Source organism: Corallococcus macrosporus, from assembly GCF_017302985.1.
Classification (GTDB): Bacteria; Myxococcota; Myxococcia; order Myxococcales; family Myxococcaceae; genus Corallococcus; species Corallococcus macrosporus_A.
The window spans coordinates 713,370-730,222 of record NZ_JAFIMU010000007.1 but is presented as its reverse complement, the minus strand read 5'-3'; the positions used below and the strand labels follow the sequence as shown (position 1 = coordinate 730,222).

The window sequence follows — 16,853 nt, the reverse complement described above, 5'->3', positions numbered from 1 at the left end:
GCCGCGAGGAGAACCATGAAGCCCATCGACTTCCGCTCCGACACCGTGACGAAGCCCACGCCCGCCATGCGCCGGCTCATCGCCGACGCGGAGGTGGGCGACGACGTCTACGGCGAGGACCCCACGGTGCGCCGGCTGGAGGAGCGCGTGGCGGAGCGGCTCGGGCTGGAGGCCGCCGTCTTCGTCCCCTCCGGCACGCAGGCGAACCAGATTGCCATCGGCGTGCACTGCCGCTCGGGCGACGAGGTACTGACGGAGGAGGGCAGCCACATCCTCCACTACGAAGGCGGCGCGGTGCCGGCGCTGTGGGGCGTGCAGCCCGCGCCCCTTCCGGGCGAGCGCGGCCTCTTGACGCCGGAGACCGTCGCGGCGGCGGTGCGCGAGGACAACATCCACAACCCGCGCACGCGGCTGCTCTCGCTGGAGAACACGCACAACCGAGGCGGCGGCACGGTGTGGCCGGTGGACCGTTTCCGCGCGGTGGTGGAGGCGGGGCGGAAGGCCGGGCTCGCGGTGCACCTGGACGGCGCGCGGCTGTTCAACGCGCAGGTGGCGGCGGGGAAGCCCGCGTCCGCGTGGGCGTCGCTGACGGACTCGACGGCGGTGTGCTTCTCCAAGGGGCTGGGCGCGCCGGTGGGCTCGGCGCTCGCGGGCAAGGCGGACGTCATCCGCGAGGCGCGGCGGCTGCGCAAGCGGCTGGGCGGCGGCATGCGGCAGGCAGGCATCCTCGCGGCGGCGGCGCTCTACGCGCTGGAGCACCACGTGGAGCGCCTGGCCGAGGACCACGCCAACGCGCGCCGGCTGGCGGAAGGCCTGGCCCAGATTCCGGGCGTGAAGGTGGACCTGTCGCGCGTGGAGACGAACATGGTGTTCGCGGACCTGGTGCGCCCGGCCGCCGAGGCCTCCGCGCTGCTCCTGAAGCAGGGCGTGCTGGCCAACCCCACCGGCCCGCACTCCATCCGCCTCGTGTGCCACCTGGACGTGTCCAGGGCGGACATCGACGACGCCCTCGCGCGCATCCGCCAGGCCATCGCGAGCTGACCGCCCGCGTCACAAGGGCCCCTGGCCTCCAGGGTGCCCACCGCCGGCCCGATGCGGCCCAACGGGTCCGACTGTCGGACCAGTTCGTGTGGGTCGCCCGGCCGGGGCCCCTGCCAGCGCGCTGACGGTCCACCGGGACCCGGGGACGAGCCCGTCCAAGTCAGGTGCGGACGGCACGCACCTGGGCACTGGGGGAATGATCCGCGGCCCGAACGGGCGAACGCGGCGGCGCGTGGTAGGCTCGTCGCGCCGTGCGCCGACCCGCCGTCCTCGCCCTGCTGGCCCTCTCCGCCTGCGCGACCCAGCGCCCGGGCAAGATGAGCTTTGAGGAGCTGTACGCGACCTCGGGCGACAGCGGCTTCAGCAGCAGCGCCCCCTTCCTGCCGCACGAACCGGAGCGCGCCCGGGGACCGCTGGCCCCCGAGCGCTCAGCGGAGCTCGACGCCGCGCTCACCGCGTTCGCGCATCAGGCCCAGGCCTACCGAGAGAAGGTCCAGCGCGGCAGCGCCATGCCCGCCGACCAGGTGCGCAACTGGGAGGCGATGAACGCGGCCCTGGACGCCTTCCTGGCCCGGCCGGTGGAGCACACCGACACGCGCGACCTGACGCGCGCCCGGGGCGTGATGGAGGCCGAGCTGGAGCAGGACGCGCGCCTCTACGGCGACATGCCGGGCCCGCTCGCGGAGGCCGTGGTGGTGCGCGTGGGGCGCCTCATCGTGCGCGCGTCCACGCTGCGCCGTTGGGAGCTGCCACCGGAGCCGTCGGGGCCGCCGCGCCTCGCCTGGCCCGTGGAGCCGGTCACCATCACCAGCCTCTACGGCGAGCGCTGGCACCCCATCACCGGCCGGCTCCGCCGCCACTCCGGCGTGGACCTGGCGGCCCGCCGGGGACAGCCCGTGGGCGTCGCGGAGCGGGGCGTCGTCCTGCGCGCCGGCTGGAACGGTGACCACGGCAAGATGGTGGAGGTCCAGCACGACGGCCAGTGGGTGACGCGCTACAGCCACCTGTCCGAGGTCCTGGTGACGACCGGCGAGGTGGTGGCGAGGGGCGACGTCGTGGGGCTCGCGGGGGACACGGGCCTGGCGACCGGCGTCCACGTCCACTTCGAGCTCTGGCACGACGGCAGTTCACTGGATCCGCTGGAGGCGCTCGTCGCCCCAGAAGCGGCCCCGGACACCTCCGAGGAGCGTCCCGTGGCCCGCATGCCCGCGGAGTCCCCCGTCCTCACGTCCCAGGGGCGGCACCCGTCCACGGGTTCGCGCCCCTGAGGGGGACGGGCCTTCAGGGCCCTGCGACTACAGCGAGTTCTTCAGCTCCTTGGCGGGACGGAAACCGACCGTCTTCGACGCCTTGAGCTTCATCATCTCGTTGGTCTGCGGGTTGCGGATCTTCCGCGCCTTGCGCGAGCGCAGCGACCACGTACCGAACCCGGGGTAGCTGAAGCGCGTGTCCTTCTTCACCGCCTTACCGATGTTGGTGAAGACGCTGTCGAGGATCTGGGCGGCCTGCTTCTTCGTCAGCTTCGACTGCGCAGCCACCACCTCCACGAGCTCTGCCTTGGTCATGACACCCCTCCCTCTGCGTTGTCTGGCGTTGAACGAGCGGATGGCGGAGGTAACAAATCGAGGTTTCGACTGTCAATGCGCCACCTGCTCCCGGGCCGGAAAATCGGCCTCCGGATGAAAACTGGCCTCTGAAAATACACCCTGTAGAGAGAGGGAGGATCGCATCTTTTGATACATCCCCACACTCCTACTTTTCCCATCAGGGGAAGTGATCGCCGTGTGATCGATTCCGCATGAAAGGCATTGGGAAATCGATCACTTAGCAGTCGTTTCTGATCCAGCTCCAGCAGGGCGCCATCAAGGGGCTAGAGTGCCTGCCTGCGTGCTCACCCGACTCCTGCCCTGGCTCCTGGCCCTGCTGTGCGCCTGTTCGCGGCCGACACTTCGGCCCGAGGCAACGGGCGAGCTCTGGGTGGACGGGGCGGCGGAAGGCGGCGACGGCACCCGGGAGCGGCCCCTGCGCTCCCTGAGCGAGGCCCTGAGCCGTCCCGGCCCGCTGTTCGTGCACCTGGCCGCCGGCCGCTACGAGGGGCCCATCCGGCTGCCGGAAGGAACCCGGCTCCAGGGGAAGGGCCCGTCCACGATCCTGGCGGTAACGGACACTGGCGTCACCGGGGTGGAGGCCCGAGCGGACACCACCCTGGAGTCCCTGGTGGTGGAGGGAGGCGGCTGGGGGCTGGAAGCCCGGGGCCCGGTGCGGATCCACGGAGTGACCTTCCGGAGTCAGGCCCGGGGGGCCATCCGGCTGACCGCGGGGCCGCTCGAGGGCAAGGGCCTGCGCTTCGAGATGGGGGCAGCCAGCCAGGCGCAGGGCGTGGTCGGCGTGCTCGTGGAGGCCACGAATGGGGAGCGCTCCACGCCCTCCCTGATCCTCCAGGACAGCGCGTTCGTGGGCGCCTACGAGCGCGGGATCCGGGCTCGGGGTGGGGCCACGGTCCGTCTGGAAGGGGTGTCCTTCCAGGGCCCCCGGATGGCGCTGAGCCAGGAGGGCGGCGTGGCGGACGTCGAACGGGCGAGCGCCTCCGGCGGCGCGGGCACGGCGTTCTCCACGGTGGAGGGCACGCTGACGCTGGTGGACGTGCGGGTCCAGGGACACGAGTACGGCGTCACGACGAATCGGGCCCGCCTGTCGGTGCGCGGCTTCACCTCGGAGCACGCCACGCGCGCGGGGCTGGGGCTCACGGCGACGAACGGCCTGCTGGAGGACGTGGTCGTGAAGGACGCGGGCAACTACGGAGCCCTGCAGCTCACGGCCTCGGACCTGGAGGTCCGGCGCTTCCGCCTGGAGGGCTCGCGGGAATACGGCGTGGTGGCCTTGCAGGGACGCTTGCGCCTGAGACAGGGCGTCATCACCGACGTGAGCACCGCGGATGGCATCGCGGGAGACGGGCTCCACCTGCGCCAGGTGGAAGCGGACGTCGACACCGTGACCGTCGAGCGAGCCAGGGGCACCTGCGTGCTGGCGACACAGCGAGCCCACGCGGTGCTCCGCGATGCCCGGCTCTCGGGGTGCGGGCTCGCCGCGTTGGCGGCGGATACGCAGGCCACCCTGGAGTCCAGGAACGTCACCGTGCGCGACACCTCCGGCTCCGTCCTGCTCGCCATCGAAGACGGCCAACTGCGCGTGGAGGACCTCACCGCGAAGGACGCGAAGGGCGAACTGGTCTCCACCGACTGCGAGGGCCAGACGCGGGTCCACCTCCGCCACGTCGACGCGAGCAACAAGAAGGGACTGCAAGCTTCCTGCGTCCAGCTCGACTCCAGCCCCCGCGCCAGCCCGCCTCAGCCCTGAGTGGGCGCGGACGTGGGAGGCAGGGGCGTGGCGCGCTGTTCGAGCCACTGGCGGATGACGGGGTAGACCTCCATCGGCGCCCCGGTGCCGAAGATGAGGTCGCCGTGGCCGTAATCCATCTTGTCCCCACGGTCCCGGCCAAAGACGTGCAGCGCGCGATCCGGTGACGTGAGCAGCGCGTACTGCGCCTCCACGTTGGCCGCGGTGGCGAGCCGGTCCGCGCTGCCGCCCATGACCAGCACGGGCAGCTGGAGCTTCGCGATGCCCGCGCGCCAATCCGTCTTGCGGTCGTAGGAGCGGAACGCGTCGTGGGAGATCCAATCCTGGAACTGGAGCAGCACCTTGCGGCTCATCGCCGCCATCATGTTGACGGACAGCTGCCGCAGGACGCGCGGCGGGACGTGCCGGGGATTCACGACGATGTCCGACAGGGGCAGCGCGAGGTAGCCCAGGAAAGGCGCCATGCTGGCGCTGACCCATGACTGCCGGATGCTCCCGGGCCACGCGGCGCGCACGCCCAGCGAGATGAGCGTCCGCAGGAACGGCTCTGACTTGAGGTACACCGGCGCCCCCAATTCGAGCAGGCCCGCCAGCTTGCCGCCCTCGGGGCCCTGGGCCACGCCGTACCCCACCAGGCCGCCCAGCGAGTGGCCCAGCCAGAACGCCTGCTTCGCGCCGGTCTCCTTCAGCGCCAGCTCCAGCAGGGCCGGTCCATCGTGGTTGATGTGGTCGTCGACGGTGAAGTCCGTGGGCCGCCGGCCCCGAGGCGGACGCTGCGAGTGCCCGGTGCCACGCCACTCCACGCTGAAGCAGTCGAAGCCCGCCTCGGTGAGGTAGTGGGCCACGGAGTAGGGCGGCTCGAAGTCGAAGGTGAAGCGGTTGGCCGCCAGCCCGTGGCATAGCAGGACAGGCTCGGCGAAGCGGCGCACCGGGGCCCGCCGCGCGTGGACGGTCAGTTCCCACCCATCCGCGCAGCGCACGCGCAGCATCTCGGGAAGAGGTCCCTTGAGGCGGTACCACCGCCGCACGAGCAGGACCCACCCGACGTTCACCAGCAGCAGCACCGCCGCCGCGATCAATCCCCACAGGGCCCACTGCCCGTACGGCATTTCTCCTCCCATGCGACCCGGGACCGACTCCAGCGCGAATAAAACCCTGCTAAGGTTCGTTCCCTCGCCGTTTCTGCCACATGGGCAGCCGACCACCTGGGGAAGTCGAGGGAACGATGAAGCTGCGGAAACTGATGTTCGTGCTCCCGAACCTCTTCACCGTCACGTCCATCTTCTGTGGCTTCTACGCCATCACCCTGTGCTCGGGTGAGGCAGAACCGGTGCAGCTGTACCAGGCGGCCCTGGCCATCCTCTTCGCCATGTTCTTCGACGGGTTCGACGGACGGGTGGCCCGGCTGACGAAGACGCAGAGCGACTTCGGCATGCAACTCGACAGCCTCGCGGACGTCATGTCCTTTGGCGCGGCGCCGGCGCTGCTCGTCTACAAGTGGGCGTTGGCCCCCATGGGCTTCTGGGGCCTGTTCATCTCCTTCGCGTTCATGGCCTGCGGTGCCATGCGGCTCGCGCGCTTCAACGTGCTCGCCATGCGCAACCCGCACGGCGGTGGTGGCGGCTTCTTCGTGGGCCTCCCCATCCCGCTGGCGGCTGGCGTGCTCGTCTCCCTCATCATCTCCCACCACGTGGCCAGCCAGGGCGAGGCGCTCAGTGACAGCGCGCGCCTGCCGGTGGCGGTCGCGGTGGGCGCCCTGTCGCTGCTGATGGTGTCCACGGTGCGCTACCGCACCTTCAAGGACGCGCGTCCCAGCCGGAAGTTGGCGCTCGTCTTCATGGTCATGGCGCTCACGGGCGCGTTCATCGCCCAGCGGTTCCACCCGGCCTGGGTGCTGGTGACGTACTTCTTCGCGTACCTGCTGATGGGGCTGGTGGAGTCCGCGGTCTCGGTGCGCAGCCGGCTGGCGTCGCGCAAGGTCGGCGCTGTCGCCGCGGTGGCGGTGGCGGCCGGGCTCGACGAGGACGACGACGAGGACTCCGAGCCCAACGCCACCACGGACGACGGTCCCGCGTTCCTCTGAGCAGTCGGGCGCGGGAGCCAGGACGCGGACCGTGCCCTCCCGGCCCGGGGCCGCTAGGATGCCCGGCCCATGCGCGTCGAGCTGCTGTGCACCGGTGACGAGCTCGTCACCGGCCTCATCACGGACACCAACAGCACCTACCTGGAAGCCCGCCTCTTCGACCTGGGTGTGAAGGTCGCACGGGTGACGGTGGTGGGCGACGTCCGCCCGGACATCACGGGCGCGCTGCTGGAGGCCTCGGCGCGCGCGGACGTGGTCATCGTCTCCGGGGGCCTGGGCCCCACGGCGGATGACTTCACGCTGGAGTGCGCGGCCTCGGCGGCGGGCGTACCCCTGCGAGAGGACGCACGGGTGCTCGGCTGGCTGAAGGAGCGCTACGCCGCGCGAGGCATGCCCATGAACCCGGGCGCCCTCCGCATGGCGCGCATCCCCGCGGGCACGGAGCCGGTGCGCAATCCCCAGGGCTCGGCGCCGCTGGTCATCCAGCAGCTCGGCCGCGCCCACCTGTTCTTCCTGCCAGGAGTTCCCCGCGAATACCGCGCCCTGGTGGACGGCGAGGTGCTGCCTCGTGTGCGGGCCTGGCTCGCCTCCGAACCCGACCGCACGTTCCGAGCCTTCCGCCTGCTGCGAACGGTGCGCCTCCCCGAGTCCGTGTTGAACGAGCGGGTGATGCCGCTGGCCCCCAGCCATCCCCGGGTGGTGTTCGGCTTCCGGACGCACGCGCCGGAGAACCACCTGAAGCTGATGGCGGAGGCCCCCACGCAGTCGGAGGCCGACGCCGCGCTCGCCGCCGCGGAGGCCGCCTGCCGGAAGGTGCTGGGCACGCACGTCTACGGCGCGGATGGCAGCGAATACGCCCCCGTCCTGCTGGATCTGCTCGCGCGCGCCGGCCACACGCTGGCGGTGGCGGAGAGCTGCACGGGAGGCCTCGTCGCGCAGGAACTCACGGCCGTTCCCGGCTCCAGCCAGGTCTTCATCGGGGGCGCGGTCGCCTACTCGGAGAAGATGAAGTCCGCCTGGGTGGGCGTCCCCCCGGACCTCCTCGCGAAGCACAGCGCCGTGTCGTCGCAGACGGCGCTCGCCATGGCGGAGGGAGTCCGCGCCGCCTGCGGCGCCACGTTCGGCCTGTCCGTCACGGGCTACGCGGGACCCGGCGGAGGCACGCCCGAGGACCCTGTGGGCACCGTGTACTGCGGTCTGGCCGGCCCGGACATGGAGCCGCGCTGCGAGCGGATCTCGCTCGCGGGTGACCGCGACCGGGTCCGTCTGTTCGCCGCGTCCCATGTGCTGGAGATGTTGAGGTTGCACCTGCTCGCCGCCGCCCCCGTGTCGCCATGAGTCGCTCCAAATCAAAGCGTCCCCGTCCTTCCCCCGTGGAGGCGCCGTCCACGGTGCCCCCGGTCCCCGCCACCGCGAGCGAGCCCATCCCGCCCACGCCCGAGTCCTCCACGCCGCTCGCCAGCCCCACGGCCGCGGTGGAGCCCAGCCCTCCAGCCACCCCTCCGGCCGGAGGAGCGCATCCCGTACGGAGCGCGGTGCGCCTGTGGCTGTCGGCCTACCGGGTGGAGGTGATGCTGTTCCTGGTCGCGTTCGCGGTGCTGGCCAGCTTCAGCTCGCAGCGCTTCCTCCGGCAGAGCGCCGCGCCGCACTTCATCTACCAGGCCCAGTCCTGGCTGGAGGGCCGGCTCGACGTGGATCCTCAGGTATTGCCCAACCTGGAGGACTGGGCCTGCGTGCGGGTGGTGGATGGGCACAAGGTGCGGTGCGAGGGGCGCCTGCTCCGCGATGACCGCTGGTTCGTCAGCTTCCCGTCCTTCCCCGCGGTCGTGATGCTCCCGTTCGTCGCGCTGCACGGCTACCAGTTCAACGACACGTCGTTCGGCGTCTTCGTGGGTGCGCTCGCGGTGGCGCTCTTCTATTCGCTGCTGCGCTTCCTCGCGCAGGAAGGGGAGACAGAGCGCAACCGCAACGACAACGTGGCGCTGTCGCTGGTGCTCTCCTTCGGCACGCTGTTCTTCTACTGCGCCATCCGCGGCGAGGTCTGGTTCGGCGCGCAGGTGATGGGCGTGGCGCTCACGTGTCTGTACGTGCGCAACGCCGTCAAGGCCCGGCGTCCCGTGCTCGCGGGCGTCTTCTTCTCCATGGCCGTGCTCACCCGCACGCCGCTGGTGTTCGCGGGCCTCTTCTTCGTCCTGGAAGCCCTCTGTCCGGGCCCGGACCGGCTGGCCCAACTCAAGGCCCTTCCGACCGCGTGGAAGCCCGCCCTGCGCAAGCTCGTGCTCTTCGGCGCGGGAGCCGCACCCCTTGCGCTGCTCGCCGCCGCCTACAACGTCTACCGCTTCGGCAAGCCGGGGGAGTTCGGCCACTCGTACTTCTACAACAACCGGGTGAACGCGGACATCGACCGCTTCGGGCTCTTCAACCTCGAGTACCTGTCGCGCAACATCCAGGCCGCGTTCCTCAAGCTGCCCCAGGTGTCGTTGTCTCCGCCGAGGCTGTCGTACGACCCGCATGGGCTGTCGCTGCTGCTCACGCTGCCCCTGCTGGTGTTCCTGCTGTTCCCCCGCACGCGTCCCCGGCTGCACTGGCCCCTGTGGCTGACCGTGGCGGTGTGCGCGCTGCCGGGCCTCTTCTACCAGAACACCGGTTACATGCAGTTCGGCTTCCGGTTCAGCCTGGACTACACGCCCTACCTGTTGCTGCTCTTCGCCATTGGCGGATGGTCCCTGCGCAACCGCGCGGTGATTGCCGTGCTGGCGCTTGGCGTGCTGGTGAACTTCTGGGGAGCCGTGGCCTTTCGTGGCTACACGGAGTTCGTGCGGAACTGGTAGGCCTCCAGGGCCCGGAGGCTTGAATCCGCCGGGCCCCACTCGCACATCAAGGGCGACATGCAACCTCCTACCGGTCAGCCCCCTCCAGGCAAGCGTTGGCACACCCGTGAGGACAGCGGCATCCGGCTGGATGCGACGTTGCGCTGGTGGCACGACGACGAGCCCATCGAGCATCCGAAGATCATCGAGCTCTTCAACGCCTCGCTGGTCCTGGACGACGATGGGCGCTACCAGCTCCGCATCGCCCCGGACTGGTGCTACGTCCAGGTGGAGGACGCGGCGTATGAAGTGCGCACCGTGGACGTCACGCCGGACGAGCGCGTGTCCCTGCGCCTGAGCGACCGGACGGCGGAGGCCCTGGACCTGGGAACGCTCCAGCTCACGCCGGACGGAGTCCTCACCTGCCGCGTGAAGCAGGGCAGGGCGAAGGCCCGCTTCTCTCGTGATGCGCAGTACCAGTTCGGTGAGCTGCTGGAAGAGGGCCCGGAAGGGCACCTGGTGCTGCGCGCGGGCCAACGCCAATGGGAGGTCCCCCTCTCGCTGGATGCACTCCAGGCCGCGCTCTAGGCCGCCTCGGCGGACGCGGACGGCACGGACGGCGCCGTGGTTCCCACCAGGTCCCGGGCGAGGGCCTCCAGGACGTCCGGGTGCTCCCGCAGCCACTCGCACGCCCGCTCGCGGCCCTGGCCGATGCGCTCACCCCGCAGGCTGAAGTGGCTGCCCGACTTCTCCACCACGCCCGCGCCCACCGCCAGGTCCAGCACCTCGGCGGCGCGGTGGATGCCCGTGCCGTAGAGCACGTCGAACTCCGCCTCCTGGAACGGGGGCGCCAGCTTGTTCTTCACCACCTTCACGCGGGCCCGCGAGCCCACCACCGCGTCGCCCTCCTTGAGGTTGCCCGTGCGGCGGATCTCCATCCGCACCGACGCGTAGAACTTCAGCGCGTTGCCACCCGTCGTCGTCTCCGGGTTGCCGAACATCACGCCAATCTTCATGCGGACCTGGTTGATGAAGATGATGCAGGTGCCCGAACGGCTCACGGCGCCAGTGAGCTTCCGCAGCGCCTGGCTCATCAGCCGCGCCTGGACGCCCATGTGCGCGTCCCCCATCTCCCCTTCGATTTCCGCGCGGGGCACCAGCGCCGCCACCGAGTCCACCACGATGAGGTCCACGGCGCCGGAGCGCACGAGCTGCTCGGTGATTTCAAGCGCCTGCTCCCCGGTGTCCGGCTGCGCCACGAGCAGTTCCTCCGTGCGCACCCCCAGCTTGCGCGCGTAGGACAGATCCAGCGCGTGCTCCGCGTCGATGAAGGCCGCCACGCCTCCGACGGCCTGCACCTGGGCAATGGCATGCAGGGTGAGCGTCGTCTTGCCGGAGGATTCGTTGCCGAACAGCTCCACCACGCGGCCTCGCGGATAGCCCCCCACGCCCAACGCCCGGTCCAACCCCACCGAGCCCGTGGGGATGACCGCCACCTTCTGCTCCGGTGCGTCCGCGCCGAGCGTCATCACCGCCCCCCGGCCGAACTGCTTCTCGATGGACGCCACCGCCGCCGCCACTGCCTTCAACTTCTCCGTCAGCTTGCTCATCTCGTCTGACTCCCTCGCCGCCCTGCGGGCTGGATGCCTCGGCGGCGGGCAGAGCAACGGTCATGCCGCGCGGGCCTCCGGGGAGAAGGACCTGCAAGGGCGTCCAGGTGCGTCCGGTCCGTCCAAAGTGGCGGAGCGACATGGCTGTCTCCCGGGTGCTGAGAAGACGCAAGGCGCGTGCGTCCGCGCATAAGCAGACACGGGGGGACGTGACAGCCCAGCTTGGTGGGATGAATGGCTTTGCATTGAATCCCCGGCACGTCGGCGTGACATCTCCGCTCGTGAATACGACCCGTGAGAACCTTCCCCATGTGGTCATCCTGGGAGGCGGCTTCGGCGGCCTCTACGCGGCTCGGTACCTGCGAAAGGCAGGGGTTCGCGTCACGATGGTGGACCGTCACAACCACCACCTCTTCCAGCCCCTGCTGTATCAGGTGGCCACGGCGACGCTCAGCCCCAGCGACATCGCCGCGCCGCTGCGGGCAATGCTCGGACGCAATCACGTCCAGGTGCTGCTCGCGGAAGTGACGGGCGTGGACACCGAGCACAAGCGCGTCCTCCTGGCGGACGGCGAGCTGGCGTATGACTTCCTCATCGTGGCCACCGGTGCGACGCACTCGTACTTCGGCAACGACGCCTGGTCGCGGCACTCGATGGGGTTGAAGACCGTCGAGGACGCCCTGGAGATCCGCCGCCGCGTGCTGCTCGCCTTCGAGCAGGCCGAGCGCGAACCGGATCCCGAGCGCCGCCGCGCGTTGCTCACCTTCGCCATCATCGGCGCGGGCCCCACGGGCGTGGAGCTGGCGGGAGCCCTGGCGGAGATCAGCCGCAATTCATTGTCGGGGGACTTCCAGAACATCGACCCCCGGGATGCGCGCGTCATCCTCATCGAGGGCATGGACCGCGTGCTTCCCACCTATCCCGAGAACCTCTCGGGCGAGGCCCGCGGGGTGCTGGAAAAACTCGGCGTCGAGGTCCGCACGGGCACCCGGGTGACGAACATCGACGCGGCCGGCGTGGACATGGGCACCGAGCATCTGGCGGCCCGCACGGTGCTCTGGGCCGCGGGCGTGGAGGCCTCGCCCGTGGCCCGTTCGCTCGGCGTGACGCTGGACAGGGCAGGTCGCGTCCCGGTGACGCCCGAGCTCACCGTGCCCGGGCATCCCGACATCTTCGTCGTGGGCGACCTCGCGCTCGTGAAGCAGGACGACGGCAGCGCGGTCCCGGGCGTGGCGCCCGCGGCGATGCAGGAGGGCAAGCACGCGGTGCTCAACCTCCGCCGCCAGCTCGCGGGTCAGCCCATGCAGCCCTTCCGCTACTGGGACCGGGGAACCTACGCCGTCATTGGCAGAGGCCATGCCGTGGGCGTGGCCTTCCGCCGCGTCAAGCAGTCCGGCTTCATCGCCTGGCTGGCCTGGCTCTTCATCCACATCACCTTCCTCATCGGCTTCCGCAGCAAGCTGGCCGTGCTGCTCAACTGGGCGTACTCGTACCTGACGTTCGGCAGGTCGGCGCGCATCATCACGGGCCCCGCGCCCCGCCTGGATGAGCGGGGCGTGCATCCCCTGCCCGCCGGGGACGGGTCAGCTCGGGTAGGGCGGGAAGTCGTGGCTCCCGCCGTTCTCGGAAGGCTGGTGCCTGACAGGCGAGGGGAGGGGTGAACTCGCCGCGCCCTGGGTATTGGTCTGCAGCCAGCCCCGGCGGTCCAGCATCCGGCAGTCGACGGCGAGCAGCAGGTCCACGTCCTCGATACGTGCGTGGTCCTCCAGGTCCGCGCGGGTCCGCGCCAGCTTGAGGATGCGGTCGTGCGCCCGAGCGGACAGGCCATGTTGCTGAACCGCTTTCTTCAATTCCTTCTCAGCCTTGGGAGACAGCGCGCAGAAGCGGCGCAGCAGATGTGACGGCATCTGTGCGTTGCAATGTACGCCCGGCATGTCCTGGAAGCGGACGCGCTGCCGCTCGCGCGCGGCCTGGACGCGCTCCCGGTAGTACTGGCTCGGCTGCTCCGGCGTCTTCGCCGCGAGGTGGTGGTACTCCACCGGCCGCGTCTGCACGGTGATGTCGATGCGGTCCAGCAACGGCCCGCTGATGCGCGTGTGATAGTCAAAGACGCGGTGCTCGCGGCAGGTGCACTTGTGCCCCGGGACGTTGAAGTAGCCACAGGGGCAGGGGTTCATCGCCGCGACCAGCATGACGCGGCACGGATAGGTGATGTGCTGCGTCGCCCGCGCCAGGTGGATGACTCCTTCCTCCAGCGGCTGTCGCAGCACCTCCAGGACGTTCTTCCGGAACTCCGGAAGCTCGTCGAGGAACAGCACCCCGTGATGCGCCAGGGACAACTCGCCCGGCCGCGCCATGGGGCCTCCCCCCACGAGGCCCGCGTCGGACAGCGTGTGGTGAGGCGAGCGGAACGGCCGCTCCCGCACCAGCGCCTGCTCGTCTCCCAGCAATCCCTGGATGGAGTAGACCTTCGTCACCTCCAGGGCCTCATCGAACGTCATCTCCGGCAGGATGCCTGGCAGCCGCCGCGCCAGCATCGTCTTGCCTGAGCCCGGAGGCCCGGCCATCAAGAGGTTGTGGCCACCGGCCGCCGCCAGCTCCAACGCCAGCTTCAGCTCCGGCTGTCCGCGCACGTCGGCCATGTCCGCGGTTTCCAGGCGACGACCCCCCTGCGTTGTCCCCGTGCGTGCCAGCGGCGTCAGGGGCGCTTCGCCCGTGAGGTGCCCCACCGCCTCTCGCAGGTGGGCCACCGGCAGCACCTGGATCCCCTCCACCAGTGCCCCCTCCGCTGCGTTCGCGGCCGGCACCATGATTCCTCGATAGCCGCCGTTCCGGGCCGCCACGGCCAGGGGCAGCACGCCCTTGATGGGCTTGATGGAGCCGTCCAACGACAGCTCTCCGCCAAAGAGGTAGTGCCCGAGCGGCTCCTCCTCCATCAACTTCGCCGCGGCAAGGACACCCAGGGCGATGGGCAGCTCGAACGCCGCCCCCTCCTTGCGGATCTCCGCGGGAGCCAGGTTGACGGTGATCCGCTTCTGCGGAAGGTCGAACCCGGCGTTCTTCAGCGCGGAGACCACCCGTACCTTCGACTCACGCGCCGCGCCTTCCGGCAACCCCACGACGTTGAAGTAGGGGAGGCCGAGCGCCATGTCGACCTCGCACTCCACCACCACCGCGTCGATGCCCATCAACGCCCCTGACCGCACCCTCGCCAGCATCGTCATCCCCTCCCATCCACGAACCGGGGCAGGGAAGAGCAATGGACATACCGAGGCCCCGTCCCCTGGGAAGGCGCTTCATGGCCATCCATCGCGTCAGACGTCGGGTCCCGGTCAGGGACACGGAGCCGCGAAAAGAAGAAGCCCGCTGGCGTCGGAACGCCAGCGGGCTTCGGATGGAATCAAGCGCAGCCTGATGCGTGGATCAGGGAGTCGGCGCGGGGGCGGGCGCGGGCGCCGCACCGTCCGGCGTGGTCTGCGTGCCCTGGATGACCGCGTTCTGCGGAAGCTCGGTGGCCATGCCCAGGATCTTCGCTCCCGCGGCGCGGGCGCCGTCGAGCGCCACCACCAGCTTGCCGTAGTTCGCCGCGTCATCCGCCATGAAGAAGACGACCTTCTCGTCCGGCTTCTTGGCGTTCAGCATCCGCTTGAGGCGAGGGATGTAGTCCGACGCGGGGATCTGCTCCGTGTTGATGGAGTAGGCACCGGCCTTGTCCACCTGCACGACGATCTGCTGATCATCGGGCTCCGGCGGCGGCTGGTTCTCCTCCACCTCCGTCTCCGGGACCCGGACGAGGATGTCCTTCTCCAGGAGGGGCGTCACCACCATGAAGATGATGAGGAGCACCAGCACCACGTCCACCAGGGGCGTGACGTTGATCTCCGAGTTCGGCGCGGACGCGGGCTTGACCCACTGACGCTGCTTGTGTCCTCGGGACATTACTTCTTCTCCTCGACACCCAGGGCGATCTGCTTCGCCTTCGCCTTGCGGGCCGTGTCCAGAACCTTGCGCACATCGCCCACGTTCAGGGCGTTGTCGCCCTTCAGGAGGATCTTCTTGCCTGGATCCTTCACCAGCTCGGCGGCGATCTTCTCCTGGAGCCCCTTCTCGTCGACCTCATCGTTCTCCACGAACATCTTCTTGTCCGGGGTGATGGAGAGGATCAGCGGGTCGGCTTCCTTGCCTTCCTTTTCGATCTCCGTGGCCTTGGGCAGCTCCACGGACTTGCCGCGCTGGAGCATGGGCGTCACGACCATGAAGATGATGAGGAGCACCAACACCACGTCCACCAGGGGCGTGACGTTGATCTCGCTCTTGATGCCCCCTTTGGGGCCTGCTGACATTCCCATGCGTGCACCTGTGTCCGGGAAGGGATTCCCACCCCGGGGCGGCGCGGCTTCTCAGCCGGGCCACCCTCATGGGTGGGGGGTCCCAGGGTGTGGAGCTACGACTCAGGCCGCGTGCGAACCGCCGCCCACGTGCCGCGCCACCACGTCCAGGAACTCGTTGGAGGACTCGGAGATGTCCACGGAGCGGGCATCCACCCAGCCCTGCAGGAAGTTGTAGGCCATAACCGCGGGGATCGCCACGAGCAGACCGAACGCCGTGGTGATGAGCGCCTCGGAGATACCGGCGGAGATGGTCGCCAGACCACCCGAACCCGCGGCCGCCATGAGCTGGAAGGCGTTCACGATACCCATCGTGGTGCCGAGCAGACCGACGAACGGGGCCGTCGAACCGACGGTGGCCAGCAGGCCCAGGCCACGCTTGAGGCTCTGCACCTCACGCTGCGCCTGGCGCTCCAGCGCGCGGGCCACGGACTCCACCGCCAGGTCCTTGTTTCCGGGGCTGATCCGGTACGCCGTCAGGCCGGAGTTGATCACGCGGCCCAGGTGGCCCACGTCCTTGCCCAGGTTGGTGTTCGCTGCCGTGGTCAGGTCGCCCTTCGCGAGGATCGCGCCCATCTTGGCGGCGAAGTTGCGGCTGTCCGAACGGGTCTTGCGGAAGACGATGATCCGCTCCGCCATGACGACCAGCGACGCCACCGACATGATGGCGAGGGTGAAGATGATCATGCGGGCGAAGAGGCCCGTGTGGTGCCAGATATCGAGCAGGGTAAATTGCATGGCTGTGGAGCGCTCCTCCTCACGAGCGCGAGGTGATGTTCGGCGGACTGCTAAGCGGGGCTGCCTGGCTGGATGATCAGCGCGGCAGCTTCAGGTTGAAGTTGAACGTGTACTGAACTTCCACCGGCCTGCCCTGGAACGTGACCGGCTTGTAACGTGAGGCGGTGAGCACGTCCATCACGGCCTGCTCCATGTGCGGGAGCGGCTTGATCGTGCGGCAGCGCTCGACCTTTCCCTCGGTCGTGATCACGCACTTCACGATCATCAGACCCTGCACGCGCGCCTCGAGCGCCTCACGCGTATAGGAGACTTCGGGACCCGCGATCTTCTCGGGACGCGTCATGCCCTGGCCGAACGCCAGCACGTCCGTGCCCGTTCCACCCAGCTGGCCGCCCACCACGCCGCCGATCACACCGCCGACCACGCCACCCACCACACCGCCAGCGACGCCGCCTTCGACGCCACCCTCGACCTCGGACTCGCTCGCCTCTTCTTCAGGCTCCGGCGCCTCCTCGGTCTCCTGCGGCTTCTGCTGCGGGATCTCCTTCGGCTGGACGATCATGTCCTTGGGCTTCTTGGGCGTGACCTTCTTCTCCGTCTTCGGCTTCGACGCCGGAGGAGGCGGAGGCGGAGGCGGCGGAGGCGGCGCCATGGTGGCCTTCAGCGTGACCTCGACCTCCTTCTCCTCCACGGGAGGCGGGCGCGTGGAGAGATAGGCCACAAGACCCAGCAGGCCGACGTGGAGCACCGTGGAAACGCCAGCACCCACGCCGAAGCGCGACCTGGGTCCTTGCCCGCGGTCAAGGACTGAATCGAACATGCACGT

At 69.8% G+C, this 16,853-nt stretch carries 16 protein-coding genes; 8 read left to right on the top strand and 8 right to left on the bottom strand.

Annotation, left to right across the window (positions count from 1 at the left end):
• The first annotated feature begins 15 nt into the window (after positions 1–15).
• Complete coding sequence (ltaE, locus tag JYK02_RS15275; RefSeq protein ID WP_207051710.1) at positions 16–1,041, top strand: low-specificity L-threonine aldolase; 1,026 nt, start codon at positions 16–18, stop codon at positions 1,039–1,041.
• Positions 1,042–1,292: 251 nt separating this feature from the next.
• On the top strand, positions 1,293–2,309 hold the full coding sequence (locus JYK02_RS15270; RefSeq protein WP_207051708.1) for a peptidoglycan DD-metalloendopeptidase family protein: 1,017 nt from the start codon (positions 1,293–1,295) through the stop codon (positions 2,307–2,309).
• A gap of 27 nt (positions 2,310–2,336) precedes the next feature.
• Here JYK02_RS15270 and JYK02_RS15265 read toward each other — a convergent pair whose 3' ends face one another.
• Entirely contained in the window at positions 2,337–2,606 is a 270-nt protein-coding gene (locus tag JYK02_RS15265; protein WP_014394187.1) for an HU family DNA-binding protein, read from the bottom strand.
• Positions 2,607–2,928: 322 nt separating this feature from the next.
• On the opposite strand from JYK02_RS15265, the gene JYK02_RS15260 reads away from it, so the two are divergent.
• Positions 2,929–4,398 carry a hypothetical protein gene (locus tag JYK02_RS15260; RefSeq protein ID WP_207051706.1) on the top strand — a complete coding sequence of 490 codons (1,470 nt, stop codon included), beginning with the start codon at positions 2,929–2,931 and terminating at the stop codon, positions 4,396–4,398.
• On the opposite strand, the gene JYK02_RS15255 is transcribed toward JYK02_RS15260, so the two are convergent.
• Positions 4,389–5,507, bottom strand: a complete 1,119-nt coding sequence (locus tag JYK02_RS15255; protein ID WP_207055137.1) for an alpha/beta fold hydrolase — start codon at positions 5,505–5,507, stop codon at positions 4,389–4,391. The genes JYK02_RS15260 and JYK02_RS15255 overlap by 10 nt on opposite strands.
• Positions 5,508–5,623: 116 nt before the next feature.
• Between JYK02_RS15255 and pssA the strand changes: the two genes are divergently transcribed.
• The 4 genes from pssA (at position 5,624) to JYK02_RS15235 (ending at position 9,879) form a co-directional block, all read left to right on the top strand.
• Positions 5,624–6,481 carry a CDP-diacylglycerol--serine O-phosphatidyltransferase gene (gene pssA, locus JYK02_RS15250; RefSeq protein ID WP_207051704.1) on the top strand — a complete coding sequence of 286 codons (858 nt, stop codon included), beginning with the start codon at positions 5,624–5,626 and terminating at the stop codon, positions 6,479–6,481.
• 69 nt (positions 6,482–6,550) lie between these two features.
• Positions 6,551–7,819 carry a CinA family nicotinamide mononucleotide deamidase-related protein gene (locus JYK02_RS15245; protein WP_207051703.1) on the top strand — a complete coding sequence of 423 codons (1,269 nt, stop codon included), beginning with the start codon at positions 6,551–6,553 and terminating at the stop codon, positions 7,817–7,819.
• Entirely contained in the window at positions 7,816–9,312 is a 1,497-nt protein-coding gene (locus tag JYK02_RS15240) for a hypothetical protein (protein WP_207051700.1), read from the top strand. The genes JYK02_RS15245 and JYK02_RS15240 overlap by 4 nt, the downstream gene beginning before the upstream one ends.
• A 57-nt stretch (positions 9,313–9,369) precedes the next feature.
• On the top strand, positions 9,370–9,879 hold the full coding sequence (locus tag JYK02_RS15235; protein WP_207051698.1) for a DUF1285 domain-containing protein: 510 nt from the start codon (positions 9,370–9,372) through the stop codon (positions 9,877–9,879).
• On the opposite strand, the gene recA is transcribed toward JYK02_RS15235, so the two are convergent.
• A complete protein-coding gene (gene recA, locus JYK02_RS15230) occupies positions 9,876–10,901 on the bottom strand; it encodes a recombinase RecA (RefSeq protein WP_207051690.1) in 1,026 nt (341 codons plus the stop codon). The genes JYK02_RS15235 and recA overlap by 4 nt on opposite strands.
• Positions 10,902–11,182: 281 nt before the next feature.
• On the opposite strand from recA, the gene JYK02_RS15225 reads away from it, so the two are divergent.
• Positions 11,183–12,562, top strand: coding sequence for an FAD-dependent oxidoreductase (locus tag JYK02_RS15225; RefSeq protein ID WP_207051689.1), 1,380 nt, complete (start codon positions 11,183–11,185; stop codon positions 12,560–12,562).
• Here the strand turns inward: JYK02_RS15225 and JYK02_RS15220 are convergent.
• From JYK02_RS15220 to JYK02_RS15200, 5 genes are all read right to left on the bottom strand, one after another.
• On the bottom strand, positions 12,485–14,119 hold the full coding sequence (locus JYK02_RS15220) for a YifB family Mg chelatase-like AAA ATPase (RefSeq protein ID WP_207055136.1): 1,635 nt from the start codon (positions 14,117–14,119) through the stop codon (positions 12,485–12,487). The two genes, JYK02_RS15225 and JYK02_RS15220, sit on opposite strands and share 78 nt — an antisense overlap.
• 205 nt (positions 14,120–14,324) lie before the next feature.
• Entirely contained in the window at positions 14,325–14,840 is a 516-nt protein-coding gene (locus JYK02_RS15215; RefSeq protein WP_207051688.1) for an ExbD/TolR family protein, read from the bottom strand.
• Positions 14,840–15,250 carry an ExbD/TolR family protein gene (locus tag JYK02_RS15210; RefSeq protein ID WP_120523783.1) on the bottom strand — a complete coding sequence of 137 codons (411 nt, stop codon included), beginning with the start codon at positions 15,248–15,250 and terminating at the stop codon, positions 14,840–14,842. The genes JYK02_RS15215 and JYK02_RS15210 overlap by 1 nt, the downstream gene beginning before the upstream one ends.
• Positions 15,251–15,352: 102 nt before the next feature.
• Positions 15,353–16,027 (bottom strand): MotA/TolQ/ExbB proton channel family protein, encoded by a 675-nt coding sequence (locus tag JYK02_RS15205; RefSeq protein ID WP_207051687.1) that lies wholly within the window; start codon positions 16,025–16,027, stop codon positions 15,353–15,355.
• Positions 16,028–16,103: 76 nt separating this feature from the next.
• Entirely contained in the window at positions 16,104–16,847 is a 744-nt protein-coding gene (locus tag JYK02_RS15200) for an energy transducer TonB (protein WP_207051686.1), read from the bottom strand.
• Positions 16,848–16,853: the final 6 nt, after the last annotated feature.

What these genes read in the sequence shown, in the direction of transcription:
- ltaE (WP_207051710.1), top strand. Translation starts at nt 16, where the DNA reads ATGAAGCCCATCGACTTCCGCTCCGACACCGTGACGAAGCCCACGCCC.
- JYK02_RS15265 (WP_014394187.1), bottom strand. Translation starts at nt 2,606, where the DNA reads ATGACCAAGGCAGAGCTCGTGGAGGTGGTGGCTGCGCAGTCGAAGCTG.
- JYK02_RS15255 (WP_207055137.1), bottom strand. Translation starts at nt 5,507, where the DNA reads ATGCCGTACGGGCAGTGGGCCCTGTGGGGATTGATCGCGGCGGCGGTG.
- pssA (WP_207051704.1), top strand. Translation starts at nt 5,624, where the DNA reads ATGAAGCTGCGGAAACTGATGTTCGTGCTCCCGAACCTCTTCACCGTC.
- JYK02_RS15245 (WP_207051703.1), top strand. Translation starts at nt 6,551, where the DNA reads ATGCGCGTCGAGCTGCTGTGCACCGGTGACGAGCTCGTCACCGGCCTC.
- JYK02_RS15240 (WP_207051700.1), top strand. Translation starts at nt 7,816, where the DNA reads ATGAGTCGCTCCAAATCAAAGCGTCCCCGTCCTTCCCCCGTGGAGGCG.
- JYK02_RS15235 (WP_207051698.1), top strand. Translation starts at nt 9,370, where the DNA reads ATGCAACCTCCTACCGGTCAGCCCCCTCCAGGCAAGCGTTGGCACACC.
- recA (WP_207051690.1), bottom strand. Translation starts at nt 10,901, where the DNA reads ATGAGCAAGCTGACGGAGAAGTTGAAGGCAGTGGCGGCGGCGGTGGCG.
- JYK02_RS15220 (WP_207055136.1), bottom strand. Translation starts at nt 14,119, where the DNA reads ATGCTGGCGAGGGTGCGGTCAGGGGCGTTGATGGGCATCGACGCGGTG.
- JYK02_RS15215 (WP_207051688.1), bottom strand. Translation starts at nt 14,840, where the DNA reads ATGTCCCGAGGACACAAGCAGCGTCAGTGGGTCAAGCCCGCGTCCGCG.
- JYK02_RS15210 (WP_120523783.1), bottom strand. Translation starts at nt 15,250, where the DNA reads ATGGGAATGTCAGCAGGCCCCAAAGGGGGCATCAAGAGCGAGATCAAC.
- JYK02_RS15205 (WP_207051687.1), bottom strand. Translation starts at nt 16,027, where the DNA reads ATGCAATTTACCCTGCTCGATATCTGGCACCACACGGGCCTCTTCGCC.
- JYK02_RS15200 (WP_207051686.1), bottom strand. Translation starts at nt 16,847, where the DNA reads ATGTTCGATTCAGTCCTTGACCGCGGGCAAGGACCCAGGTCGCGCTTC.